27 protein-coding genes are annotated in these 24,784 nt (G+C 70.6%); 11 read left to right on the top strand and 16 right to left on the bottom strand.

What is annotated here, in order from left to right; genetic code table 11:
• Positions 1–40 precede the first annotated feature (40 nt).
• Both AB0259_RS01985 and AB0259_RS01990 read left to right on the top strand, forming a co-directional pair.
• The gene (locus tag AB0259_RS01985) at positions 41–2,401 is read left to right on the top strand and encodes a glycosyl hydrolase family 65 protein (protein ID WP_366220982.1); all 2,361 of its coding nucleotides are present in this window, start codon (positions 41–43) and stop codon (positions 2,399–2,401) included.
• An 83-nt stretch (positions 2,402–2,484) separates the two neighbouring features.
• Complete coding sequence (locus AB0259_RS01990) at positions 2,485–3,798, top strand: DUF222 domain-containing protein (protein ID WP_366220981.1); 1,314 nt, start codon at positions 2,485–2,487, stop codon at positions 3,796–3,798.
• Positions 3,799–4,050: 252 nt separating this feature from the next.
• Here the strand turns inward: AB0259_RS01990 and AB0259_RS01995 are convergent, their stop codons facing one another.
• A complete protein-coding gene (locus tag AB0259_RS01995; protein WP_366221408.1) occupies positions 4,051–4,833 on the bottom strand; it encodes an SDR family oxidoreductase in 783 nt (260 codons plus the stop codon).
• A gap of 93 nt (positions 4,834–4,926) precedes the next feature.
• Here AB0259_RS01995 and AB0259_RS02000 point away from each other — a divergent pair, with 93 nt between their 5' ends.
• On the top strand, positions 4,927–5,826 hold the full coding sequence (locus AB0259_RS02000; RefSeq protein ID WP_366220980.1) for an oxygenase MpaB family protein: 900 nt from the start codon (positions 4,927–4,929) through the stop codon (positions 5,824–5,826).
• A gap of 69 nt (positions 5,827–5,895) precedes the next feature.
• Positions 5,896–6,231 carry a YciI family protein gene (locus tag AB0259_RS02005; protein ID WP_366220979.1) on the top strand — a complete coding sequence of 112 codons (336 nt, stop codon included), beginning with the start codon at positions 5,896–5,898 and terminating at the stop codon, positions 6,229–6,231.
• Between the two features lie 47 nt (positions 6,232–6,278).
• On the opposite strand, the gene AB0259_RS02010 is transcribed toward AB0259_RS02005, so the two are convergent.
• The 4 genes from AB0259_RS02010 to AB0259_RS02025 all read right to left on the bottom strand — a co-directional run bounded on the left by AB0259_RS02010 (position 6,279) and on the right by AB0259_RS02025 (position 9,314).
• Positions 6,279–7,115: an alpha/beta hydrolase gene (locus AB0259_RS02010; protein ID WP_366220978.1), complete on the bottom strand. Its 837-nt coding sequence runs from the start codon at positions 7,113–7,115 to the stop codon at positions 6,279–6,281.
• 33 nt (positions 7,116–7,148) lie between these two features.
• Entirely contained in the window at positions 7,149–7,862 is a 714-nt protein-coding gene (locus tag AB0259_RS02015) for an alpha/beta hydrolase (RefSeq protein ID WP_366220976.1), read from the bottom strand.
• Between the two features lie 86 nt (positions 7,863–7,948).
• A complete protein-coding gene (locus AB0259_RS02020) occupies positions 7,949–8,857 on the bottom strand; it encodes a helix-turn-helix transcriptional regulator (protein ID WP_366220975.1) in 909 nt (302 codons plus the stop codon).
• 40 nt (positions 8,858–8,897) lie between these two features.
• Entirely contained in the window at positions 8,898–9,314 is a 417-nt protein-coding gene (locus tag AB0259_RS02025) for a DUF2000 domain-containing protein (protein ID WP_366220973.1), read from the bottom strand.
• 48 nt (positions 9,315–9,362) lie between these two features.
• Here AB0259_RS02025 and AB0259_RS02030 point away from each other — a divergent pair, with 48 nt between their 5' ends.
• Positions 9,363–10,139 (top strand): AraC family transcriptional regulator, encoded by a 777-nt coding sequence (locus tag AB0259_RS02030; RefSeq protein ID WP_366220971.1) that lies wholly within the window; start codon positions 9,363–9,365, stop codon positions 10,137–10,139.
• Positions 10,140–10,148: 9 nt separating this feature from the next.
• On the opposite strand, the gene AB0259_RS02035 is transcribed toward AB0259_RS02030, so the two are convergent.
• Genes AB0259_RS02035 through AB0259_RS02045 form a run of 3 tightly spaced genes read right to left on the bottom strand, consistent with a single transcriptional unit; the run spans position 10,149 to position 11,464 of the window.
• Positions 10,149–10,538 (bottom strand): DUF2510 domain-containing protein, encoded by a 390-nt coding sequence (locus tag AB0259_RS02035; protein ID WP_366220969.1) that lies wholly within the window; start codon positions 10,536–10,538, stop codon positions 10,149–10,151.
• A gap of 39 nt (positions 10,539–10,577) precedes the next feature.
• Entirely contained in the window at positions 10,578–10,847 is a 270-nt protein-coding gene (locus AB0259_RS02040; protein ID WP_366220968.1) for a hypothetical protein, read from the bottom strand.
• Complete coding sequence (locus AB0259_RS02045) at positions 10,844–11,464, bottom strand: TetR/AcrR family transcriptional regulator (protein ID WP_366220966.1); 621 nt, start codon at positions 11,462–11,464, stop codon at positions 10,844–10,846. Before AB0259_RS02045 ends, AB0259_RS02040 begins: the two co-directional genes overlap by 4 nt.
• 172 nt (positions 11,465–11,636) lie before the next feature.
• Between AB0259_RS02045 and AB0259_RS02050 the strand changes: the two genes are divergently transcribed.
• Positions 11,637–12,923, top strand: a complete 1,287-nt coding sequence (locus AB0259_RS02050; RefSeq protein ID WP_366220964.1) for a glycoside hydrolase family 30 beta sandwich domain-containing protein — start codon at positions 11,637–11,639, stop codon at positions 12,921–12,923.
• A 35-nt stretch (positions 12,924–12,958) separates the two neighbouring features.
• A complete protein-coding gene (locus AB0259_RS02055; RefSeq protein WP_366220962.1) occupies positions 12,959–13,990 on the top strand; it encodes a DUF1266 domain-containing protein in 1,032 nt (343 codons plus the stop codon).
• A 15-nt stretch (positions 13,991–14,005) separates the two neighbouring features.
• Here AB0259_RS02055 and AB0259_RS02060 read toward each other — a convergent pair whose 3' ends face one another.
• Positions 14,006–14,302 (bottom strand): rhodanese-like domain-containing protein, encoded by a 297-nt coding sequence (locus tag AB0259_RS02060; protein WP_064001585.1) that lies wholly within the window; start codon positions 14,300–14,302, stop codon positions 14,006–14,008.
• Positions 14,303–14,352: 50 nt separating this feature from the next.
• Here AB0259_RS02060 and AB0259_RS02065 point away from each other — a divergent pair, with 50 nt between their 5' ends.
• The 4 genes from AB0259_RS02065 to AB0259_RS02080 are packed head-to-tail and all read left to right on the top strand — an operon-like array spanning position 14,353 to position 17,099.
• Positions 14,353–14,985: a LysE family translocator gene (locus AB0259_RS02065; RefSeq protein WP_366220960.1), complete on the top strand. Its 633-nt coding sequence runs from the start codon at positions 14,353–14,355 to the stop codon at positions 14,983–14,985.
• A gap of 39 nt (positions 14,986–15,024) precedes the next feature.
• A complete protein-coding gene (locus AB0259_RS02070; protein ID WP_251579546.1) occupies positions 15,025–15,894 on the top strand; it encodes an aldo/keto reductase in 870 nt (289 codons plus the stop codon).
• 40 nt (positions 15,895–15,934) lie between these two features.
• Positions 15,935–16,255 (top strand): hypothetical protein, encoded by a 321-nt coding sequence (locus AB0259_RS02075; RefSeq protein ID WP_251579548.1) that lies wholly within the window; start codon positions 15,935–15,937, stop codon positions 16,253–16,255.
• A 43-nt stretch (positions 16,256–16,298) separates the two neighbouring features.
• Positions 16,299–17,099, top strand: a complete 801-nt coding sequence (locus tag AB0259_RS02080) for an MOSC domain-containing protein (protein ID WP_251579556.1) — start codon at positions 16,299–16,301, stop codon at positions 17,097–17,099.
• Here the strand turns inward: AB0259_RS02080 and AB0259_RS02085 are convergent.
• The 7 genes from AB0259_RS02085 to AB0259_RS02115 all read right to left on the bottom strand — a co-directional run bounded on the left by AB0259_RS02085 (position 17,037) and on the right by AB0259_RS02115 (position 24,643).
• Entirely contained in the window at positions 17,037–17,540 is a 504-nt protein-coding gene (locus AB0259_RS02085; RefSeq protein ID WP_366220958.1) for a hypothetical protein, read from the bottom strand. The two genes, AB0259_RS02080 and AB0259_RS02085, sit on opposite strands and share 63 nt — an antisense overlap.
• 75 nt (positions 17,541–17,615) lie before the next feature.
• Positions 17,616–19,571, bottom strand: coding sequence for a primary-amine oxidase (locus tag AB0259_RS02090; RefSeq protein WP_366220957.1), 1,956 nt, complete (start codon positions 19,569–19,571; stop codon positions 17,616–17,618).
• Positions 19,572–19,597: 26 nt separating this feature from the next.
• Positions 19,598–21,082: an aldehyde dehydrogenase family protein gene (locus tag AB0259_RS02095; RefSeq protein ID WP_366220956.1), complete on the bottom strand. Its 1,485-nt coding sequence runs from the start codon at positions 21,080–21,082 to the stop codon at positions 19,598–19,600.
• The gene (locus AB0259_RS02100) at positions 21,066–22,229 is read right to left on the bottom strand and encodes an amidohydrolase (RefSeq protein ID WP_366220955.1); all 1,164 of its coding nucleotides are present in this window, start codon (positions 22,227–22,229) and stop codon (positions 21,066–21,068) included. Before AB0259_RS02100 ends, AB0259_RS02095 begins: the two co-directional genes overlap by 17 nt.
• Positions 22,222–22,887 carry a DUF1028 domain-containing protein gene (locus AB0259_RS02105; RefSeq protein ID WP_366220954.1) on the bottom strand — a complete coding sequence of 222 codons (666 nt, stop codon included), beginning with the start codon at positions 22,885–22,887 and terminating at the stop codon, positions 22,222–22,224. Before AB0259_RS02105 ends, AB0259_RS02100 begins: the two co-directional genes overlap by 8 nt.
• On the bottom strand, positions 22,884–23,324 hold the full coding sequence (locus AB0259_RS02110) for a RidA family protein (RefSeq protein WP_366220953.1): 441 nt from the start codon (positions 23,322–23,324) through the stop codon (positions 22,884–22,886). The genes AB0259_RS02105 and AB0259_RS02110 overlap by 4 nt, the downstream gene beginning before the upstream one ends.
• Positions 23,321–24,643 carry an NAD(P)/FAD-dependent oxidoreductase gene (locus tag AB0259_RS02115; RefSeq protein ID WP_366220952.1) on the bottom strand — a complete coding sequence of 441 codons (1,323 nt, stop codon included), beginning with the start codon at positions 24,641–24,643 and terminating at the stop codon, positions 23,321–23,323. Before AB0259_RS02115 ends, AB0259_RS02110 begins: the two co-directional genes overlap by 4 nt.
• Positions 24,644–24,784 lie beyond the last annotated feature (141 nt).

Consider the following 24,784-nt stretch of genomic DNA (forward strand, 5'->3'; position numbering starts at 1 on the left):
CCCTTCGAGGCGAAAAGACACCGTGCTTTACCGTGACACCATGACCCGCCCCCTGCCCTTCGACATCGCGCCGTGGAGCATCGGCCTCAGCGGCGTCGACGTCGACCGCCTGCCGCATCGCGAGTCCGTCTTCGCTCTCTCCAACGGGAACATCGGCTGGCGCGGGCTGCTCGACGAGGGGGAGCCCCACGGCGTTCCCGGCAGCTACCTCAACGGCGTCTTCGAGGAGCATCCGATGCCCTATGCCGAGGACGGCTACGGCTACCCCGAGTCGGGCCAGAGCGTCATCAACGTGCCGAACGGCCAGGTCATCCGCCTCACCGTCGACGACGAACCCCTCGACATCCGCGAAGGCACCCTCCGCGACCACGAGCAGCACCTCGACTTCCGAGCCGGCACCCTGGAACGCACGCTCACCTGGACCTCGCCCGCCGGCGGCACCGTCCGCATCCGCTCGACCCGCCTCGTCTCGCTCGCCCACCGGTCCATCGCGGCCGTCCGGTACGAGGTCGAAGCCGTCGACGGCCCGGTCGCGATCACCGTCCAGTCCGAGCTCGTCGCGAACGAACCCCTGCCCGAGCCGCACCCCGACCCGCGCGTGCAGGACATCCTCGAGACCCCGCTGCGCAGCGCGGGCAGCTTCGTCTTCGGCAGCGCCGCGACCCTCGTCCACGAGACCCGCAACAGTGGGATCGGCGTTGCCGTCAGCATGGATCACCTCGTGTCGGGCGCGACCGCCGAGGTGCGCACCGCGGCATCCGACGACCTCGCCCGCACCACCATCCGCGCACGCCTCGCAGCCGGCGAACGGGTCGAGGTCGTCAAGATCGTCGGGCACGCATGGGCTACCGGACTGTCGGCGCCCGCACTGCGCGACCGCGCCGAAGCCGCCGTCGCCGACGCGATGCGCGACGGCTGGAGCGGCCTCGCCACCGCGCAGCGCGAAGGTCTCGACGACTTCTGGGCCTGCGCCGACGTCCGCGTCGACGGGCAGCCCCGACTGCAGCAGGCGGTGCGGTTCGCGCTGTTCTCGGTGTTCCAGGCGGCCGCGCGCGCCGAGCAGCGCTCCGTCCCCGGCAAGGGGCTGACCGGCGCAGGCTACGCGGGCCACACGTTCTGGGACTTCGAGGCCTACGTCCTGCCCGTCCTCACCGCGACCGCACCGGATGCCGCGCGAGAAGCCCTCCGCTGGCGCCACGCCACCCTCGACCACGCCCGCGACCGTGCGCGCCAGCTGCACCTGCGCGGAGCGGCATTCGCGTGGCGCACCATCGACGGACGCGAGTCGTCGGGATACTGGCCCGCCAGCACCGCCGCCTTCCACATCAACGCCGACATCGCCGCCGCCGTCGTCCACTACGTCCGCGCGACCGGCGACGTCGACTTCGAACGCGACGCCGGGCTCGAGATCCTGATCGAGACCGCCCGCCTCTGGCAGTCCCTCGGCCGCACCGACGCCGACGGTCGCTTCCACATCGACGGCGTCACCGGCCCCGACGAGTACACCGCCCTCTACGACGACAACGTCTTCACCAACCTGATGGCCCGGGCGAACCTCGAAGCCGCCGCGGATGCCGCGCGTCGGCATCCGGACCTCGCCCGTGATCTCGGGGTCGACGACGGCGAGATCGGCGGGTGGGTGCGCACCGCCGCCGCGATGCATGTGCCGTACGACGAGGAACGCGGCGTGCACCCGCAGGCCGCGCGGTTCACCGAGCTGGAGCGGTGGGACTTCGAGACCGACACCCCCGGCGACGAGCTGCTGCAGGAGCGCTACCCGTACGTGCAGCTCTACCGCAAGCAGGTGCTGAAGCAGGCTGACCTCGTGCTCGCACTGTTCTTCTGCACCGACGCGTTCACGGCGGACGAGAAGGCGCGGGCGTTCCGCTACTACGAGGCGCTGACCGTGCGCGACTCCTCGCTGTCGGCGGCGATCCAGGCGGTCGTCGCCGCCGAGGTCGGGCACCTCGGGCTCGCGGCCGACTACCTCGCCGAAGCCGCGACCATCGACCTCGACGACCTGCACGGCAACGCCGAGGACGGCCTGCACATCGCGTCGCTCGGCGGCATCTGGACGGCGCTCGTCGCCGGCTTCGGCGGCATGCGCGACACGGCCGACGGACTGCGATTCGCCCCTCGGCTGCCGGAACAGTTGACGGGGCTCGCGTTCGGCATCCGCTGGCACGGCCGCACCCTGCGTCTCGAGATCGCGCCGGATGCCACGACCTATCGCATCAGCGCCGGCGCGCCGCTGACGATCCGGCACTTCGGCGAGCCGGTGGAGCTGAGGTTCGGCGCAGACGTGACGATGCCGACACCGCCGCTGCCGGACCCGGGGGAGCGCCCCACCCAGCCCAAGGGTCGCGAGCCGCGGCCGTTCGCAGAGGCGCTCGCGGAGTGACGCGCGGCGCGGTCTGATCTCGCTCGCCCGCTGTCGACCCGGCATCCGAAACCGATGTCGGAGGCCCTCACCACAATGGGAGTATGACCACCTGGCACGGCACGATCGGCACGCGGGAGCGACTCGCGCCCCTCGCCGACATCGCGCACGAGGCGGTCATGGCCGAGAAGCTGCTCACCCAGGCGCAGATCGTGCAGCTGCAGGTCCTCGCCCGCGCGGGCGAGCTCGCCGAGAAGCAGGCCGCTGATTCGCCCGCGCGTGTGCAGGCGCACGACATGGCGCTGCGTGCGATCGCCGCCGAGCTCGGCGGGCTCATGCGCCTAACCGACCGCACCGTGCAGCGCCGCATCACCCAGGCGCGCACGATCGTCGAGGACTACGCCGCCTCTCTCGAGGCCTGGCGCGCAGGCTCCATCACCCGCGCGCACGTCGACATCATCGTCGACGCCGGCGCCGACCTCCCTGCTGACGTCCGCCTGCCGTTCGAGGCTGTCGCGATCCAGCGCTGCCGTCGCGACACCCCCAACCGCGTCCGCGCCGAGATCGAGATGCTCGCGTTGCGCATGCACCCGCGCACCTTCACCGAACGGCACCAGGATGCTGCGGCCCGCCGCGCCGTCCGCCTCATCCCCGGCCGCGACGGCATGAGCGACCTCGTTGCGACTCTCCCGACCGTCATCGCCGAAGGCATCCACGACCGGCTCACCCGCCAGGCCCGCGCCATCATCGACACGCGGACCGAGCGCTCGAGCGACGTCGTCGGCACCGACGGCCGCAGCACCGACCAGGTGCGCGCCGACGTCTTCGCCGACCTCCTGCTCGCCGGAACCCCAGCCCTCGACGACACCCGCGACACCACCGCCGGCCCGCTCGGTGCAATCCGGGCCCACGTGCAGGTCGTCATCCCCGCGCTCGCCCTCTCCGGCGCCGAGGTGCCCTGCGACCTCGTCGGTCGCACCCCGATCGACGCGGCCACAGCGCGGCGCCTCGCCGGCGACACCCCCTCGTGGGAACGCCTCGTCAGCGACCCTGTCACCCACACGGTGCTCGCCGTCGACACCTACCGGGTGCCGCATCCGCTGCGCCGGCACCTGCGCGCCCGCGACCAACACTGCCGATTCCCCGGATGCCGCGTCCCCGCCATCCGCTCCGAGATCGACCACACGCACGACCACGCCCTCGGCGGGCGCACCGAGAGGTCGAACCTCGCCCATCTGTGTCAGCGACACCATTCGATGAAGCAGTTCACCGCCTGGAGAGTCCGACAACTCGGGGGTGGCGTCCTCGAATGGACCTCACCCCTCGGCAGGATCTACCGCGAAGACGCACCCACACCCGCCGTCGCGTTCGCCCCTGCCAGGCGGAAACCGCACACCCACGATCCGGCGCCGTTCTGAGAGCCGCCGTCCCGACTCACGCGAGGCCGTGCCGCGGGATCGAGCAGGACGGCGAGGCTCCGCGCGGCGTGAACCGTCCCCACACGTTCACGCCGCACGGCATCCGTCGATGTGTCGCGCGGGGCGATCCATCCCCCAGAAGTCACGCCGCGCGGCATCCATCGTCATTGTCGGGCCATGCCAGCGTAGGGATGCCGCGTAACCAATCGCGATGGGGACTCCTCCCCATTGCGCGACCAGCGCCGACCAGCTTCAGGGCAGGATGCTGTCGACGTACCCGCCGTCGACGCGCAGCGCGCCGCCGGTCGTCGCCGACGCCAGCGGCGACGCGAGGTACACGACCATGTTCGCGATCTCCTCGGGCTCGATCAGACGCCCGATCAGCGACTGCGGACGCGCGGTGCGCATGAACTCGCGCTGCGCGGCATCCCACTCCAGCGACCGGTCGACCATCTCGTACACGAAGTCCTCGACGCCCTCGGTGTGCGTCGGTCCCGCGATCACCGAGTTCACCGTCACGCCCGTCCCCGCCGCCGCCTTCGCGAAGCCGCGCGAGACCGCGAGCAGCGCGCTCTTCGACGCGCCGTAGTGGATCATCTCCTCCGGGATGACGACCGCCGAGTCGCTCGCGATGTTCAGCACGCGACCCCAGCCGCGATCCGTCATCCCGGGCAGCACCAGCCGCGTCAGTCGCGCCGCGCTCAGCACGTTCACCTCAAAGAACCGTCGCCACTCGTCATCGGTGATCTCGAGCGCCGGCGTCGAACCGAAGACGCCGAGGTTGTTGACGAGGATGTCGACACCACCGGCGGCATCCACCAGCGCCTGCGCACCCTCGGCGGTCGTCACGTCAGCGGCGACGCCCCGCACCGGAAGCCCGCTCAGCGACGCGACCGCCTGCGACACCCGCTCCTCGCTGCGCCCGTTGATCACGACGTCCGCGCCCGCTTCGGCGAGACGCCGCGCGATCGCGAGCCCAATGCCCTGCGTCGAGCCGGTCACCACCGCGGTCCTGCCGCTCAGGTCCAGCATCAGTCCGTCAGTCATGCGTCGTCCTCTCTCGTACCTCCTTCGATGCTCGCAGACCCACGCGGCCCCGGCGCCGCAATGCGATGGCACGCTGGAAGGGTGACGTCCGCACCGCCCTACCTGACCCGCATCCGCGGACGCGTGCTCACCGCCCTCGCGGGCGACCCGACCGGAATGGCGCCCTACGTCCGCGCCCTCGCCGACGGCGACGACGCCGGACACTTCGCCGAGAACGGCCCCGCCTGGACGGTCCACGCCGGCATGGGAACCCTCGTCGCCGGCATCCGTGCCCTGCTCCTGCAGGCCCTCCACCCGGGCGCCCTCGCCGGCGTCCACGACTGGTCGCGCTACCGCGACGACCCGATCGGCCGGCTCACCGGCACCGTCCGCTGGGTCATCACCCTCACCTACGGCTCGACGGAACAAGCGGATGCCGAGACGGCCCGCGTCGGCCGCTTCCACCGCCGCGTGCAGGGCGAGTACGTCGCCGGCGACGGCTCCGCCCGCACCTACACCGCCGAGCAGACCGACCTCGTGCGCTGGGTGCACCTCGCCTTCACCGACGCCTTCCTGCGCAGCCACCAGGCGTATGGCGGGCCGATCCCGGGCGGACCCGACGCCTACGTCGCCGACTGGGCGACTGCCGGCCGGCTCATGCGCGTCACCGACCCGCCTCTCACCGACGCGGCGCTGAGCGCCGAGATCGACGGCTTCCTCGACCGCGGCGAGCTCCGCCGCGACGAGCGCGTCGACGACGTCGTCCGGTTTCTGAAGAAGCCGCCGTTCACCGGGATGATGGGCGTCGCCTACCGCGTCCTGTTCGCCGCGGCGGTCGCGACCTTCCCGCCGCGCATCCGACGGATGCTGGGCCTGCGCCGCTCCTGGCTTCCGGTGAAGACGGCGACGCGGATCGTCCTGCGCGTCACCGAGCGCGCGCTGGGGTCAGGCCCTCGCGCGCAGGACATGGCGCGACTGCGGCTGCGTCGGCTGGGGCTCTGACACCGCAGGTCCTGGATGACGCGCGCCCCGTCCGATAGCGTGCCGTCCATCGACGAAGGGGATGCCGCAATGCCGCAGTACGCCGTCCTGATCTACACCGACGACTCCGCGCACGCGCTCGACGCGACCGACGAGCAGCTCACCGAACCCAACGGCCACGGCGACGAGCTCGCCGCGTCCGGAGCGATGCGAGCCGCCTTCGCCTTCACCCCGCGCGCGCTCGCCCGATCCGTCCGCGTCGGCGGAGTGAGCGGCGGGCCGTTCGTCGACGCACCCCAGGTCGTCGCAGGCGTCTACGTCATCGAGGCGCCCGACGAGGACGCCGCCCTCGCGATCGCGTCGACGAACCCCGCCATCCGCGGCGACTCCGGCGTCGAGGTCAGGCTCATCCACAGCGGCACCTGACGCCGACGCGGCGCGACCCTCCCCAGGGTCGCGCCGCGTGGCATCCGTCAGCTCTGGATGAACGCCAGGATGTCGGGGTTCAGCACATCGGCGTGCGTCGTCAGCATGCCGTGCGGGTACCCCTCGTAGATCTTCAGCGTGGAGTTCTGCAGCATCTCGGCCTGCTGCAGCGCCGCCGCCTTGTACGGCACCACCTGGTCGTCGTCGCCTTGGATGACGAACACCGGCACCGTGATCGCCGCCAGGTCCTCGCGCTGATCCGTCTCGCTGAACGCCTTGATGCCCTCGTAGTGGGCCAGCGCGCTGCCCGTCATGCCCTGACGCCACCAGTTGTCGATCACCGGCTGCGACGGCGTGACACCCTCGCGGTTGAACCCGTAGAACGGGCCGGATGCCACGGCCTCGAAGAACTCCGCACGGTTCGCCGCGAGCGCCTCACGGAACCCGTCGAACACCGAGATCGGCGTGCCCTCGGTGTTCCAGTCCGTCTGCAGCATGAGCGGCGGCACGGCGGCGACCAGCACCGCCTTCGCGACGCGCCCCTGCGGCTCGCCGTACTTCGCGACGTACCGGGCGACCTGGCCGCCGCCGGTCGAGTGACCGATGTGCACCGCGTTGCGCAGGTCGAGGTGCTCGACGACCGCGCTCACGTCGCTCGCATAGTGGTCCATGTCGTGACCCGTCGCGATCTGCGACGACCGGCCGTGACCGCGGCGGTCGCTCGCGACGACGCGGAACCCCTTGCCGAGGAAGTACAGCATCTGTGCGTCCCAGTCGTCGGACGACAACGGCCATCCGTGGTGGAAGACGATGGGCTGGGCGTCCTTATCGCCCCAGTCCTTGAAGTAGATCTCGGCGCCGTCGTCGGTGGTGATGAAAGGCATGGGCGTGTCTCCTCTATCTGTGGGTGGGTGGTCTCAGCCGAGATCGGCGATCGCGTCGGTGATCACCGTCACGACCTCGTCGGGGTGCGAACGCATCACGAGGTGCGGGGCGTCGAGCTCGACCACCGACCGCAGACCGGCGCGGGAATACCCGAAGCGCTCGACGTCGGGGTTGATCGTGCGGTCGGCCGACGACACGACACCCCAGGCCGGCTTCGTCTTCCACGCCGCGACCGGCGCGGGCTCGCCGAACGCGAGCGCCGCGAGCGGGCGCTGCGACACCGCGAGCACCTCGGCGACCTCGCGGTCGACGCCCGCGGCGAAGATCTCGGGGAACGCGTCGACGTTCACCGAGACGTCCGTGCCGGGCTCGCCGCCCTCGACGGGGAAGGGCGTGTAGATGAGGTTGGCTGCAAGGTCCGAATCGGGGAAGCCACCCTGCAGCTGGCCGAGGCTCTCACCCTCGTCGAGCGCGTAGCCCGAAAGGTAGACGAGGCCGACGACGTTCTCCGCGACACCGGCGACGGTGATGACGGCGCCGCCGTAGCTGTGCCCGACGAGCAGGACCGGGCCGTCGATCTCCTCGACGACCGAGCGAATGTAAGCCGCGTCGCCGAGCAGGCTGCGGTTCGGGACGGCGGGCACGCGGACGGTGAAGCCGCGGTCGAGCAAGAGGCGTGTGACGGGGGCGAAGCTCGCGGAGTCCGCGAACGCCCCGTGCACGAGGACGACGGTGGGAGAGGTCATGACGATGCATCCTTCCTGGGCTGGGGGTGGATGCCGCTCACGCTAGAACCGGGCGATGCGAGCTGTCGTGGCCCTCCGAGTACACGTCAGAGCGCCGACCCCCGGTGCTTCGCGAGCCGGCTCCCCGACGTCGGCGTCGACACGCCCGGTGCCGGAAGGGTGATCGTGCCGTCGACGAGCTTCTGCCGCAGCTCGACGAGCGCGCGCTCGCCGAGGCTCCCCGGGATGCCGTAGCAGATCACGGTGTAGAGACCGGGGTGCGCCTCGAGGATCTGCCACTTCATGTCGACCCACCCGTGGTCGGGGAAGTAGTTCGGCGCCGTACCCGAGGTGAGGGGGAGCGCCTCGTGCTGCTCCCACATCGCCGCGAAGTCGGCATCCTCCAGGAGCAGTCCGATGATCTCCTGCCACCGCCGGTCGGAGGGGTTGCCGTAGTACCGCACCCGCGACACCGTCGTGCGGGCGCCGTCCTGCCAGGACGCGAGCTCGCGCAGCTCCGGCGGCGCCTCGAACTGCATGAGGGCCAGGTTGTTGCCGACCTCGACGTAGCCCGGCGCGACCGCGCGGATGAGGTCGTTGACGACCACGATGTCCTGATTGCGGTCGATGATGTACGCCGCCGTGTGCTCCCAGTGCGTGATCATCTCGACGAGGTCCGGCGGCGGTTCCTCTCCCTGGTGCACCTCGTATGGCGCCTCCGAGTCCGGGAGGGCGAGCCGCAGCAGGTAGGCCGTGCCGGCACGGTCGAGGTGCAGCGCGCGGGCCAGCGAGTTGCACACCTGCAGCGACATCTGGTGTCCGCTGCCCTGCTCGAGCCGCCGGTAGTACTCGACGCTGATCCCGGCGAGCCGCGCGACCTCCTCGCGTCGCAGGCCACGCACACGGCGATGGGGCTCCGAGGGGATGCCGACGGCATCCGGCGTCAATGCGGCACGTCGCGCGCGGAGGAAGCTCGCGAGCGCGCTCTTCTCCGACGCGGGTCGATCAGTCGTCACACCCACATCCTGCATCAGACGTGTTTCGGGGAGGGGCGCGTCAGCGGTGCCGTGCGACACCTTTCAGAATGCGGTCGACGGCGTTCTTCGCGCCGTGCACGGCAACGCCGACGAGGTCGAGATCGACGCCGGCGACCGCCGCGACGACCTCCCGATTCGCGGCGTCGTGTCCGGTCGCGAACATGCCCCGGTCGTAGACCGCGACCCGCATGCCCCGATCCACCGCCCGGACACGCACGGCCGCAAGGGTCTCGCCGTCGCCCTCGTACACCATGACCGGTTGCGCCAGCAGAGGCAGGTATCGGGTGCCGTCGGCATCCTCGTACTCCTCGCCCTTCATCTCGTCTGCCGTGACGCCGCTCGCGAGGAACGCGGCGACATTGAGCGCCTGCCAGGGTGCGAGGTCGCTACGGAGTACGAGGGCGATACGGGTGGGGAAGCGAATCGGGTCGTCCATGGCTCCATCGTTCAATCCGCCGACCGTCCCGTCTTGTACGTTTCTCACATGGCTCCCGGCACCGCGCAGCGCGTCTGGAAGCCTGCCGTCCCCGGCGTCAACGAAGTCCTCCACGCGCGCATGACCACCCACGTCTACCCGGCGCACGTCCACGGCGACTGGGCGCTGATGGTCATCGACCGCGGCGCCGTCTCGTACGACCTCGGCGGCCGTCACCGCATCGCGGACGGGACATCGGCGACCCTCCTGCCACCGGGCATCGCCCACGACGGACGTGCCGCGCCCGGCAGCGGCGGCTTCGTGAAACGCGTCGCCTACCTCGATCACACCTGGCTCCACGACGCACGGGCGGGCGGTGTCGTCGACCGACCCGCGCGTCCCGCATTGCGCCGGCTCGCGCTCGCCGCACACGACGCCCTGGCTCAGCCGGGGGAGGAGCTCGCCGCCGAAGGAGCAATCCTCGCGCTCGCCGGGGTCATGGCGGGGGAGCGAGTCGGCGTGCGCGACGCCGGCGTCGCCTCATCCCTGCGCGACCTGCTCGAGGCGCACCTGACCGAACCGCTCACACTCGCTGCCGCGGGACGCGAACTCGGCGCCCACCCGAACCACCTGTCGCGCGCATTCGCGGCGGAGTTCGGCATCCCACCGCACCGCTACCTGACGTCGCGACGAGTGGATGCCGCCCGCCGATACCTCGTCGCGGGCGCGCCGATCGCTTCGGCCGCCGTCGCCGCCGGCTTCCACGACCAGGCACACCTCACGCGGCACTTCCGACGCGTGCTCGGTCAGACGCCCGGTGCGTTCGTCCGGTCGCGGCTGGGCTGAGCGGTCTGGTCAGACCAGCTTCTCGAACACCATCGTCGCCTGGATGCGGTCGCCGCCGCCGAAGCCCGTGCTTGTCGACGATGACGTCGAGATCGTGTGCAGACGATAGCCGAGCGCTGCCTGGTTGTTGATCGCGGCCTCGAGCTCGATGAGGTTGTTCGAGCCGCTGCCCCACATCTTCTCCTTGAGCACGACCTGCAGCACCACGTAGCTCATGCCCGGCGGTGCCTGACGCGGCTGCGCGCCGGCAGCGGCGTCGGTCTGCGCCTGCGCGATGAAGCCACCCAGGCCACCCTGCGGGGGAGCGGCCGGCTGCGTCTGCTCGGTCCAGGCCTTCCCGTCCCACCAGCGCATCGTGCCGGAACCGTCGTCGTACCACCCTGCTGCCGTGTCGCTCATGTCGTCACCGTAGTGGTGCGCAGAGCCCGCGGTGAAGAGTCAGGCGGAGCCAGGCGCGCCGATGAGCCACGCCATGAGGGCGATCGTCGTGATCAGCCCGGTGACAGCCGCGACCGCGCCGAGCGATCCGCCGGTCAGCGCGAGCGGCTTCGACTGGCCGCGCGTGAGGGCGAACACCCCGAGCGCGAACGCGGAGAGCCCGAGCAGCAGGCCGACCCACGGGACGAGCCCGGTGAGGAATGCGAGGATGCCCACGATCAGCGTCGTGATCGCGAGACCGTTCGTCGGCGTCGCCTGCGGCTGCGTCATCGTGTCTCCTTCTCGTCCAGCTCGACGGTGGTCAGCAGCTCGAGCTGTCGGCGCAGCGTCCCGACGATGTCGATCGCGTCGGGGTCGTGCATCCACTGCACCTGCAGGCCGTCCCACAAGGCCAGCGTAGACACCGCCGCGAACTCGGCGTCGACGCCCGGGCGCAGCAGTCCGGCATCCGCCATCTCGCGGAACGCCGCCGCGAACTCCGCACGCACGCGCGCGTATCGCAGGAAGAAGTACTCGTTGCTCGGATGCTCGGGCGTCGTCGACTCGGCGGCCAGCAGCGTGTAGAGCTCGACGATGCCCGGGATCCTCTCGTTCGCGCGCGCGAGCCGGAGGAACGCGGCGGGGATGTCGGCGGGACCCGCCGCGGCATCGGGAGCGGCGTCGCCGAGGCTCCGGGTGTCGCGGTCCTCGAGAACCCGCTGCAGCAGCACGCTCTTGTTCGCGAAGTGATGCAGGATCGTCGACGCGTCGATCCCGACCCGGTCCGCGATCTCCTTCAGCGAACCCGCGCGGTAGCCGCGGGTCGCGAACACCTCGCCGGCCGCGTCGAGGATCTCGCGCTGCCGCGCGGCGGTCTTCGCATACGGGCCGCGCTTGCTGGACGTCATGGGCACAGCCTACCGATCAAAACCCAACGCCCATGGGAATTTGCGATACCGTGAGCGCACACGACTCACGGGAGAGCACATGGCGACGTCGGCATCCGTCCGCTGGATCACCACCACCCAACACGAGCCCTGGCGGGAGCTTGCAGCGCCTTCCGTGGGAGACGTGCGCGGAATGCCCTCCGTGTTCCTGCAGACCGACGACCCGCAGCAGACGATGGAGGGCTTCGGCGCCTCGTTCAACGAGCTCGGCTGGACCTCCCTCGCCCATCTCACCGACGAGGACCGGGATGCCGTGATGCGTGAGCTGTTCGCGCCCGGCACCGGCCTCAATCTCACGCGCTGTCGGATGCCCGTCGGCGCGAACGACTTCTCCACCGACTGGTACAGCTACGACGAGACGCCGGGCGACCTCGCCCTCGAGCACTTCTCGATCGAGCACGACCACGCCACGCTCGTTCCGTTCATCCAGGCGGCGCAGGCGCATCAGCCGGACCTCGCGCTCTGGGCGTCGCCGTGGAGCCCGCCGACCTGGATGAAGGCGAACGGCCACTACGCCGGTGCGAAGGGCAGCCCGATCGCCGCGGGAGTGGACAACGGCATCCGCGACGATCAGCTCGGCGCCGAGGGCACCGACATGATGCGCCTCGACGACGAGCACCTGGCCGCCTACGCCGCCTACTTCGGGCGGTTCGTCGACGCGTACGCCGAGCTCGGCATCCCGATCACGATGGTCATGCCGCAGAACGAGTTCAACTCCGCGCAGATCTTCCCGAGCTGCACGTGGACCCCCGAGGGCCTCGCCGCGTTCGTCCGTCACCTCGGACCCGAGATGGCCCGCCGCGGCGTCGACGTCTTCCTCGGCACCCTCGAGCGCGCCGACGACGGACTCGTCGAGCGGGTGCTCGCCGACGCGGATGCCGCCCGCTGGATCACCGGCGTCGGCGCCCAATGGGCGGGCAAGGGGGCGGTCCCGTACCTGCACCGCCACCACCCGGAGCTCACGATCTACCAGACCGAGCAGGAGTGCGGCGACGGCCGCAACGACTGGCGCCTGGCGCGGCATGCGTGGTTCCTCATGAAGCACTTCCTCCTCCACGGCGCGACGGCGTACATGTACTGGAACATGTCGCTCCTGCAGGGCGGTGTGAGCCGGTGGGGGTGGGCGCAGAACTCGCTCGTCGTCGTCGATCCCGAGACGCGCTCGTACGAGTTCACGCACGAGCACCACGTGCTCAAGCACGTGTCGCATTTCGTCGCGCCCGGTGCGCGCCGCATCCCGACCCTCAGCTACACGGGCCACGAGAACCAGCTGGTGTTCCGGAACCCCGACGGCAGCCTCGTCATCGTCGTGCAGAACGACCTCGCCGAGGAGATGCCGATGTCTTTCCTGATCGACGGTCGGGCGCTCGAGGTGACCCTGCCCGCCGACTCCCTCAACACCCTCGTCGTCGACGCCTGATCTCGGGCGAGACGGACCGATGCCAGGATGGTCCGGTGGCCGAAGCCGTGAACGTCCTGCAGAACCATCCCGGTGACGTCGAGTACCCCGTCCAGTCCCGTCGCCGTTACGCGCGCATGCTCGAAGCGCGGCGCAAGGCCGACCCGGCCGAGATGCGCCGTCGCGCGCTCCCCGTGACGCTCATCGCCGCGCCGTTCGGCATCGCGGCGTTCGTCCTGTCGCTCGTCTGGGACGTCAGCGACATCGGGCTCAACTTCTTCGCTTTGTTCATCGGCGTGTGCCTCGGCCTCCTGATCGCGTCGATCGTCCTCGCCGTGAGGGATGCCGACGCTCCCCGCCGTGCGCAGCTCGCCTACGTCGCGGCATCCGGTCGCCCCTCGCTCACCGAACGCCAGCAGCAGATCCTCGCTCTCGACGTCGCGAGCGACTTCGCCGTCCGCGGCTGGAACGCCTCCCTCGCCTTCACGCCGACCTTCGCCGAGCTTCCGCAGGATCTGCGTGCCAGGCACCGCGACGGCGAGGACGGCACCCCGTGGTTCGCGCTGCCGATGACCCCGCTCAAGCAGCTGCGCGGCGCCCTCGACGAGCAGTTCAAGATCGTGACGAAGGCCGACGCCGAACTCCTCGTCGCCGACACCCTGGTCATGGGTTTCAACTCGCAGCGGTTCGTCGAGGTCGCCCACGGCGACAACGCCGAGCACATGATGTCGCGCGTCGCCGCGCTCACCGACCTGCCCGTCTTCGACATCCAGGACCTGCTGCGCGGTACCGAAGAGCGCCCGGCCCGGCTGCTGCTCGCCGCCGACATCGAGCGGGGGATCGGCGGCATCCGATACGCCTACGTGGCCGGCTACCTCACCGCCGACGAGACGTGGGCGCTCCTCGAGCCGCTCGCGGAGAAGGCGTTCAGCACCTATCGCAGCTGGGACGAGTACTGGCGCGAGGTGAGCATCGCGACGGCGTTCCGCACCGATTCGCTGCAGGCCGTGCAGAGTCAGCGCGACGCGCTCGCCGAGCTGCGCACGTCGCGGTGGCCGGCGGCATCCGTCGCCTGGCCGGCCCCGTAAGCGAGGTCTTCGCGCTCAGCGCTCGACCGGGCGACCCTCTGCGATCCACGAGCCCGTGCCGCCCTCGACGTTCGTCGTCTCGAGACCGTGGTGCTCGAGGAAGGCCGCCGCCCGCGCGCTGCGCCCGCCCGCCTGGCAGATGAGGTGCAGGTCGTCGAGCTCGCGCAGTTCGTCGACGTGGTCGGGCACCGTGGCGAGCGGGATGTTGCGCGCCCCCGGCACGTGACCCGCCGCGAACTCGTCGGGTTCGCGCACGTCGATGATGTTCGCGGGGGAGGCCTCGGCCAGCTGCGCCGTCGTGATGGAGTGCATACCTCGATGCTCGCAGATCAGAGCGGATGCCGGGCCGATAGTCTTCGCTCATGATCCCGATCGAGAACCTCCTCGCCTTCGGCCTGGCGTCGATCGTGATCATCGTCATCCCGGGGCCCGGCGTCCTGTTCGTCGTCGGGCGATCGATCGCACTCGGCCGCCGCGCCGGCATCCTCAGCGTGCTCGGCAACTCCCTCGGGAACATCCCCGCGATCCTCCTCGTCGCCTTCGGCGTCGGGGCGATCGTCGCCTCGTCTGTCGTCGCCTTCACCGCGATCAAGATCGTCGGCGCGATCTACCTCGTCTACCTCGGCGTGCAGGCGATCCGCCATCGGCGTCACCGCGTAGAGCAGGGGCGGCCGACCGCGGCATCCACCGTCACACTGCTGCGCCAGGGGTTCGTCGTCGGCCTGACGAACCCGAAGACGATCGCGTTCTTCGTCGCCGTCCTGCCGCAGTTCGTCGCGCGCGACGCAGGCCCGGTCTGGCTGCAGCTGCTGCTCCTGGGCCTGATCTTCCAGGTGCTCGCCGTCGTCTGCGACAGCGCCTGGGCGATCGCGGCCGGCACGGCGCGGACGTGGTTCGGTCGCTCGCCGCGGCGGCTCTCGGCGCTGTCGGGCACCGGCGGCATCCTCATGATCGGTCTCGGCGGCGCGCTCGCGTTCACGGGCGCGAAGAGCTGACGCGGGAATGTTCCGGCGCCCCGATGCGCTGAACCCCGCATGACGAACACCACGAAGCCTGCACAGTCGTCCGGCACGTTCCGCATCGGCGGAGACCTCGAGGTCAACCGCCTCGGCTACGGCACGATGCAGCTCACCGGCCCCGGCATCTGGGGGCCGCCGAAGGACCACGATGAGGCGATACGCGTCCTCCGCCGCAGCGTCGAGCTCGGCGTCAACTTCTTCGACACCGCCGAGTCCTACGGCCCGTACGTCGCGGAGGAGCTCCTCAAGGAGGCGCTGCACCCGTACGCCGACGACGTCGTCATCGCGACGAAGTCCGGCCTCACCCGCACCGGCCCGAACGTGTGGCCGCCGCTCGGCCGCCCCGAGTTCCTGCGCCAGGGTGCCGAGATGAGCCTGCGCCGCCTCGGCCTCGAGCGCATCGACCTGTTCCAGCTGCACCGCATCGACCCGAAGGTCCCGCTCGAGGACCAGGTGGGCGAGCTGAAGGCGCTGCAGGACGAGGGCAAGATCCGCTACATCGGCCTGTCCGAGGTCTCGATCGACGAGGTGAAGGAAGCGCAGAAGATCGCTGAGATCGTCACGGTCCAGAACCTCTACAACCTGCAGCACCGCGACGCCGAGGCGCTCCTCGACTGGTCGGAGGAACAGGGCATCGGCTTCATCCCCTGGTTCCCGCTCGCGACCGGCGGACTCACCGGTCCCGACTCGCCGCTCACCGACATCGCCGAGCGCAAGAACGCGACGCCCGCGCAGGTCGCGCTGGCCTGGCTGTTGAAGCGCTCGCCGGTCATGCTGCCGATCCCCGGCACGTCGAGCGTCGCGCACCTCGAGGACAACCTGCAGGGTGCCGTCATCGAGCTCAGTGACGAGGAGTTCACGGAGCTGTCCAAGCTCGGCAGCTGACCCCCTCGCGTCACCCGCCCGCCTCTGCAAGGGTGGGCGGGTGACGCATACCAGTGGCCAGCCCATCGTCCGGATGTGGACGGGCGTCGTCCGTGCCGAGGACGAGGACCGATACGTCCAGTACGTCGAACGCACCGGCATGGACGCGTACCGCGCGACACCGGGGAACCTCGGCGCGTGGCTGTTGACGCGGGATCTCGGCGACGGCCGGACCGAGATCACCACCCTCTCGCGCTGGGAGAACCTCGCCGTCATCGCGGCGTTCGCCGGTGACGACATCGAGAAGGCCGTGTTCTATCCCGAGGACGATGAGTTCCTCCTCGAGCGCGACGAGCGGGTGCGGCACTACCGGCAGACGTGACCCTGGGCGGGCGGCATCCGTCTCAGTGGGGCAGGGTAGAGGCGTGGCCGTCGTCTCCGAGCTCTATCGCTATCCCGTCAAGGGGTTCACGCCCGAACCCCGCGCCGAACTCCACGTGCAGGCCGACGGCCGCATCGCCGGTGACCGTGTGCTCGCCTTCCGCTTCGCAGATGCGACCGAGCCCGAGGATGCCGGTGGCCTCGAGTCGTGGCCGAAGAGCAGAGGGCTGTCGCTCATGGACTTCCCCTCGATCGCCCGCGTGCGCGCGGACTTCGATGCGGAGACCGGCCGGCTGCGTCTGAGTGAGGACGGGCGGCTCCTGGCGGAGGCGGGGCTCGACGAGACGGGGCGACACGAACTCTCGGCGGCTGTCACGGGATACGTCGAACGGTCCCCGGACGGGCGGCTGCTGCAGCGCCCGGGCGTACTGCCCCTGCACCTCGTGGGCGACGGCCGCACCGCGCGGTTCCAGGATCGCGCTCGCGGTTACGTGTCGGTGCACGGCGCGGCCACCGTTGCGGACGTGGATGCGGCGACGCCCGCGCCCGTCGACAGTCGCCGCTTCCGTTCGAACATCGTCGTCTCGGGGATCGCGCCCTGGGCCGAGCTTGAATGGTCCGGTCGCGTCCGCATCGGCGAGGTCCGGTTCGACGTGCAGCGTCCCATCGGGCGGTGCGCCGCGATCACCGCGAACCCCGACGACGGACGGCGGGATGCCCGTCTGCTGCGGATCCTGACGACCGAGTTCGGCCAGGACGAGGCGACTCTGGGGGTCCTCCTGCTACCCGCGGGCGGCGGCGGGGTCGTGCGTGTCGGCGACGAGGTCGTCGTCGAGGCGGGCTGACCGCTCGAACGAGACCGTGGCGGCCAGTGTGGCCACGGCGGCTGCACGGTCGTTCTCCCGCGCAGCGAGGTCGAGCGTCCGGGTCTCGACCGCGGCCTGTTGCGCGCGCAGATCCGTGCTGATGTCCGCGAGTCGATCGGCGAGGAAGGCCGCGAGGCCGTCGTGGAGCTCTTCGAGTGTCGTGTCGTGGATCTCGAGGCGACGGTCGGCCACCGTCAAGGTGACCGATCCGTAGCCGGCGTCCGCGAGCAGCCGCGCGGTGTCGTCGCCCACGATCTCGTCGATCTCGGCCTTGTCCGGCCGCCGGTCGAACACCGCATGGACGGTGTACCGCTCGGGTGCGGCCGCTGTCAGCAGTCCGGCGGGAAGAGACCCGACGAGGACCGAGCTGAGGCCGAGGACGTCGGCGGTGCCGCGTCCCGATTGCGTGTGTGTGCTCATCTTCGGACGATACGCCCCTCAGATGTGCGCCTCACAGGTTGGACCGGCCGGTGCGCGATAACGGGACCGTGACGGTCAGCAGCACCCGCCCGCGTCGCCGCAGCCGCAGACGGCCGCGCCGGTGTGACAGGCGCCGTGCGCCGGCGTCGGGGCCGGTACGTCGAGCGTGGGGTTCTGGTCGAAGAACCCGTGGGGCACGAGCGAGAAGCCGGTGCTGTCCACGGGCATGATGGGCCAGTCCTCGGTGCGGGGGAAGTGGGTGAGACCGAACGTGTGCCACACCACGATGTCCTGGCCGTCGATGTCGGCGTCGCGCTCGATCCACCGGTCGATCGTGCCGTGGCCGTCGTTCTGGTTCACGAGCTCACCCGAGGGGAACCGCTCGGTGGGGGAGTACCGCGTCACCCACAGGTCATGGGTCGTGAAGGCGGCCCGCCGTGCGATGGAGGACTCCGGGTCGGCGAGCAGGCTCGGCTGGCCCTCCGACCGCAGCGTGTAGCCGACCGGTTTGCCGACGATGTTCGTGACCTCGGGGTTCACGATGTGCCACACCCGGCCACGCTTGCCGTCGGCATCCCTCACGCCCTCGCGCTCGGTCCGCAGGCGCGTCGTCGAGAGCGTGAAGCCGTTGCCGTAGGGGTTCTCGGCCGAGATCGGCACCCGCTTCGCCTCGAGCTCGTCGACCGCGTTGCGCACCCCGTCGAGGGTGACGTCGAGGCGAGCCGAGAACAGGTGCTGGTGGTACGGAGCGCCGATGCCGGGGGCGATCTGCGACGCCCACGGATAGTCGCTCCCGTCGGGCTGCACGCCCGGGTATGCCGAGGCGAAGACCACACCCGTCGCCTTGCATTCCAGCTGGATGCGCCCGTCGAGGTAGAAGTGCCAGTAGAAGCCGTAGTCGTAGTTGCCGACGGTGATGAAGAACGAGACCACGAGCCGTCGGTTCCGGCGCACGTCGGTCGAGTGGTAGTACTCGTCGGTGTGCTTCCAGAGGATCGAGGCGTCCTCCTCGTGCATGCAGATCGCGTTCCGGATCGTCTGCGGACGTCCGTCGGTCGCCGCGATCGTCGCGTCGAAGTAGCGGATCTCGCCGAGGCAGTCGCATCCGAGCGCGAGCGAGTTCGCCGACTTGCCGAGGGAGTACTCGCCCGCGTCGAAGTAGTTCTGCCAGAACCGCACCGGGCTCGGGTCGCCGTAGGGGACGACCATCTCGGCCACCGACGCGCGGTACAGGATCGATCGGTGACGGTCGCCGTCCGTGAACCCCACCTCGTGCAGGGTCAGCCCTTCCACCTGGTTGAAGCCGATGCGGAAACGCCACTTCTCCCACTCGACGACGTCCCCGTCGACCGTGAAGCTCGGACCCTCCGGTTGCGTGATGACGATCGGCTTCTGCGTCGTCCGCGCCGGCGGCAGCTCGTCGGCACGGTGGAAGTTGTACGGCTCGCGCGGAACGTCGAAGAGCCGGTCGTCGATGAGGCGGATCACCTCGCCGGTGATGAGATCGACATAGGCGACCACCCCGTCGACGGGGTGCGCCCAGGCGTTGTCGTCAGCGTCGAGCTGCAGGAAGGACAAGCATCGGACGATGCGGCGACCGTCCTCGTCGGCGAGGCCGAACCGCCCGGCCGAGAGCGCCGAGATGCGCACGAGCGACACGTCGTCGATCCCGCGCTTCGCCATCGCCGCCGTCCACCCCTCGTGCGCGCGCAGCAGCTCCTCGATCCGATCGAACTCCTCGAGCACGATCGGCGGCTGCCCCTCCGTGACGACGTCGACGACGCGCTGCGAGACGAGCACCCGGGCATCCACGTCCGTCGTCACCTCGGTGACCGTCCCCTCTCGCCGGTCGAGGAGGACGTTGCCGACGAGCCGCCCACGCGCGGACCCGCCGAGCACGGCGGACTTCTCGGGCTCGATGAGGTTGACCAGCATGAACGCCGTCGCCTCCTCATCGAAACCCGCTTCGAGGACGAGCGAACGGTTCGTCTCGATCTCGGCGCTCGAGAGTCGGGTGAGGGGATGCGTCATGGTCATGCTCCTGCAGCGGTTCAGCGTCAGCGCCCGGCGAACCAGGTCGTCTTCAGTGCGGTGTAGTTGTCGAAAGCGTGGAGGGACAGGTCGCGTCCGAAGCCGGACTGCTTCATCCCGCCGAAGGGAGTCGCGACGTCGAGGGCGTCGACGGTGTTCACCGACACCGTGCCGACCCGCAGCGCCCGGGAGACGCGCAGCGCCCGGTGGATGCTGTCGGTGAAGACGGATGCCGCGAGCCCGTACTCGCTGTCGTTCGCCAACCGGATCGCCTCGGCTTCGTCGTCGAACGGCGTGATGGCCAGGACCGGGCCGAAGACCTCCTCGCGCCACAGCGTCGCATCCGTCGGGACGTCGGCGAACACCGTCGGCTCGAGGAAGAATCCGCCGTTCTGCTCGACGGCCCCGCCGCCGGCGACCAGACGTGCCACCGGTCGGGCAGCGTCGACGTAGCCGCGGACGCGCTCGAGCTGCGCAGCGCTCACGAGCGGCCCCATGCCGGCATCCGGGTCGAGCGGATCTCCCACCGTCAGGGCACGCGCACGTGCGGCGACCCGCTCGGTCAGCTCGGCCGCGATCGAGCGTTCGACGAGGAGGCGCGAATTCGCCGAGCACACCTGGCCGCTGCAGGCGAAGATCCCCGCGACGGCGAAGTCGGCGACCGCGTCGAGGTCGGCGGCATCCGCGAAGACGATGTTCGCGCTCTTCCCGCCGCACTCCAGCCACACCGCCTTGCCGTTGGACCGGCTCGAGTACTCCAGGAACTTCTTGCCGACCGCCGTCGAGCCCGTGAACGCGATGACGTCCACGTCCTCGTGCAGGCCGAGCGCCTGACCCGCCTCGTGGCCGAACCCGGGGACGACGTTGAGCACCCCGTCCGGCAGGCCCGCCGCCGCGGCGAGTTCCGCGAGGCGCAGCGCGGACAGCGGCGTGTCCTCGGCAGGCTTCAGGACCACGCTGTTCCCGGCGGCCAGTGCCGGGGCGATCTTCCAGATCGCGGTCTCGAGGGGGTAGTTCCACGGCACGACCGCGCCCACCACTCCGACGGGTTCGCGTGTGACGACCGCGAGATCGCTTCCCGCCGTCGGCGCGACCTCGCCGTAGATCTTGTCGATCGCCTCGGCGTACCACTGCAGGATCGCGGCGCTGCCGGGGGCATCGATCGCCGAGGTGTCGGCGATGCGCTTGCCCCCGTCGAGGGTGTCGAGCAACGCCAGTTCATCGGCGGCCTCGCGGATCGCAGTCGCGACCGCCAGCAGCACGCGCTTGCGCTCGCCGGGCGCGGCCTGCGACCAGATGCCGGACTCGAACGAGGCACGTGCGGCGGCGACGGCTCGGTCGATCTCCGGTCCGCGGCCACGGGCGACCTCAGCGAGCACCTCTCCCGTGGCCGGGTTCACGGTCTCGAACGTGGCGCCGTCGGCGGCGTCGGTGAACGCGCCGTCGATCCACGCCCGAGTCCGCGGAGTGATCGTCGCAGCCAGACGCGTCCAGTCAGCGTGTGTGCGCATGAGTCTCCTGTTCGGGGTGGGTGAGCGCGTCGACGATCGTCTGCGCCATGAGTGTCGCACCGTCCAGCGCCGCGCGGTCGCCCGCCGGGGTGACGGTCGCGTCGGCGAAGGCCGCCTGATGGTTGACGGCGGGCGCCGAATCGATGCCGAGGTACGGGTGGATGGCTCGGATGCGCCGCGACACGTTTCCCATGTCGGTGGACGCGGTGTTCATGCCGCCCGGGCGCCGCTCGGCGGCATCCATGTCCCGTCCCAGCGTCGCCGCCCGCGCGGCGAACGCCTGTGCCAACGGCTCGTCGTTGCGGAACTCCGAGTAGCGCGGACTCGTCTCGCGGATCTGCAGCGCGCACCCCGTCGCGAGCGCCCCGGCTTCGAAGCAGGCGCTCACGCGGCGGAACGCCTCCTCGAGTTCCTCGAGCGACGACGCACGGACGTACCAGTTGCCGAGCGCGGAGCCGGGGATGGCATTCGGTGCGGTCCCGGCCTCGCGCACGATGCCGTGGACCCGCACGCTGGGCGGAAGCTGCTGACGCAGCAGGCCGATCGCCACCTGCGCGACGGTGAACGCGTCGGCGGCGTTGATCCCGAGCGTCGGGTAGGCCGACGCGTGCGATTCGAGGCCGGTGTAGACGACGTCGAAGTGGGCGACGGCGAGCGGCCGTGCCCACAGCGCGTCGGCGGGCCCGGGGTGGATCATCATGGCGAGGTCGACGTCGTCGAACACACCGGCATCCAGCAGATGGATCTTCCCGCCCCCGCCCTCTTCGGCGGGTGTCCCGATGACCTGGACGGTCGCGTCGAGCTCGTCGGCGAGCGGCGTGAGAGCGGCCGCCGCCCCGACCGCCGCCGCCGCGATGATGTTGTGCCCGCAGGCGTGGCCGAGACCCGCGAGCGCGTCGTACTCCGCCACGAGGGCGACCGTCTGCGAGCCGGTTCCCGCGCGAGCGACGAACGCGGTGTCGAGTCCGCCCACCCCGGTCTCGACCTGCATGCCGAAGGAGGCGAGCGTCCTCGTCAGCAATCCCACGGATCGACGCTCGTGCCACGCGATCTCAGGATCCGCGTGCAGGGCGTGGCTGACGCCGAGGATCACATCGTGGCGCGCAGCGACGGTCTCTGCGACGCGTGCCGCGAGAGCGTCATTCATCGCCGGGAACGCCGTACGACGGAGCGGATGCCGGGGCGACGGCCCGCGTCAGATAGTCGGCCTTCTGGGGCGACCACAGCTCCCACAGACGCCGGAGCTCGACGATCGGCTGGTCGTGGTCGTCGACGCGCAAGTCGGTCGTGCGCCACGACGCTCCCTCGACCACGGCGAGACCCGCTGACCGGAGCGGTCCCGCCTCGCCTCCGGCGGCCACCGCGGCCTCCAGCGCGGCGAGCAGGCGATCCTCCAGCGGACCGGATGCCGTGGCGAACCCCGCGACCATCGCGTCGAGCACGTCGGCGCCGGCGAGGAGGTTGCCGGCCGCGACGCATCCGTCGCCGACCGACGCGCCGTGGATGCCGAGGGCCTGCGCCCCCGAGTGGACCGACACCCGGCCGGCCGCGTCGACGGCGGTGACCTGCCGGTAGTCGGCGTAGGCGTCCGCGGCGAGGGCGGCCGCGATCGCGGCATCCGGCCCGGCGCCCGCGGCCAGTGCGTCGAGCGTCGCCGGTCCGAGCGCGGGATTCGTGACGTTCTGCGAGGCGACCGCACCCACGCCGGGGCGCACATGTGCGCACCGGGAGGCGACGGCGGGGCTCGAGGAGGAGATGACGATGCCGAACGCGCCATCGAGATGCGCGACGAGGGAGAGCGTCACAGCGTCACCTCCGTGTCGTCCGCGGGGTCGCTGATGACCGCGGTCGCGTCGATCTCGACGAGCCACTCCGGTCGGGCGAGAGCGTCGACGACGAGACCCGTCGACACCGGATAGACGCCCTTCAACCAACGCCCCATCGTGCGGTACACCGGCTCGCGGTACCGGATGTCGGTGAGATAGACGACGACCTTCACGACGTCCTCGAGTCGGGATCCCGCCTCGCGCAGCAGCATGTCGATGTTCGCCATCGCCTTCTCGGCCTGAGCTTCGACGTCGCCGACACCGACGCTCTCCCGAGTCTCGAGGTCCTGCCCGATCTGGCCCCGGAGGTAGACGACGCCGCCGGCGACGACCGCCTGGCACAGGTCGTTGTCGAGCGACTGCTCCGGATACGTGACCTTCGTGTTGAAGGGGCGGATGCGGGTGTGCGCGGTCATCGGACTGTCTCCTTCTCACGTGCGGAGGATGCCGACTCGGTGGTCGGGCGGTATGCGGCGTACATCCGTTGGATGCCGATGTGGTCGGCGACATGCTTCGCGTCGTGCCACACGCCCCAGATGAAGCTCGAACCGCGACGGGACTGCCACGGCAGGCCGAGGAAGTAGATCCCGGCCTCCGCCGAGACACCGCGCCGGTGGGCGGGGCGGCCTGTGGCGTCGAGAGCGCCCGCCGGGAGCCAGCTGTAGTCCGATGTGAATCCGGTCGCCCAGATCACGGTGTTCACTCCGGCGGCGGCGAGGTCGAGCTCGCGGAGCGGCGCGGTCACGCAGGCCGGTTCCGGACCGAACTCGCGCGCTTCCGGCTCCTCGGGGAGGTCCAGGCCGTGGCGCTCGACGTACGCGTCCGCCTCGTCGAGCAGGTCGAGGTAGTTCGCATCGCCGGCCGCAATGTTGCGCGCCAGGTCGTCACCGAACTCCACCACCCCGTTCCGGTATCCGTTCGCCCGGCCGACGAGCGTGACCCCCTCCGCAGCGAGCCGACGGAAGTCCACCGTGTGACCCCCATCCGCGCCGCTCACGGCGATCGTGACGTGTTCGGCGCCGCGCGGGGGTGTCGCGGCATCCCACTTGTCCAGCACGCCCAGCCACCACACGAAGTCGCGGCCGCGGTAGCTGCGCGGCGGCCGGTCGTGCGGACCGACCGCCAGGTGCACATCCCGGCCCGACCGCTGCAGCTCGGCGGCGATCTGCACGCCCGAGCTGCCGGCCCCGACGACGAGGACGCCGCCCGCAGGCAGCTGCGCGGGGTTGCGGTACTGCGACGAGTGCAGCTGGACGATGTCGTCTTCCGCGGGGATGAGCGAGGGGATGACGGGGGTCTGGAACGCTCCCGTGGCCGCCACCACGTAGTCGGCTCGGTAGACACCGTCCGTCGTGTCGACCTCGAAGCCCCGCGCACCGTCGAGTCGGTGGACGCGCCGAACCTCGACGCCGCACCGCACCGGCGCGCCGAACCGCTCGGCGTAGTCGGTCATGTACCGCGCGACCTGCTCCTTCGTCGCGAAGCCGTCGGGGTCGACATCGTCGAAGGCCATGCCGGGGAACCGGTCGTGCCAGGCCGGACCGTTCGCGACCAGCGAGTCCCAGCGCTCAGACCGCCAGCGCTCCGCGATGCGTCCGCGCTCGAGGACGAGGTGACGGATGCCGGCGCGCGACAGGTGCTCGCTCATCGCGACGCCGGCCTGACCTGCGCCGACGACGATCACCTCCACGTCGCGCGGAACGGGGGCGGTGGTCGACTGGGGGGTTAACGCCATGGTGCGGATGCTTTCGATCGGGGGTGAAGTCCTCCCCGAGTCTCGGAAAGCCATCGGCGTGCGCGCAAATACCGGATCACGCGCTTTTGCATCTAAAATGCAGATGCAGACTCCATAGCAATATCTCTGAAACACATCGGA

This window comes from Microbacterium sp. NPDC080005, assembly GCF_040702445.1.
Lineage (GTDB): Bacteria > Actinomycetota > Actinomycetes > Actinomycetales > Microbacteriaceae > Microbacterium > Microbacterium oleivorans_D.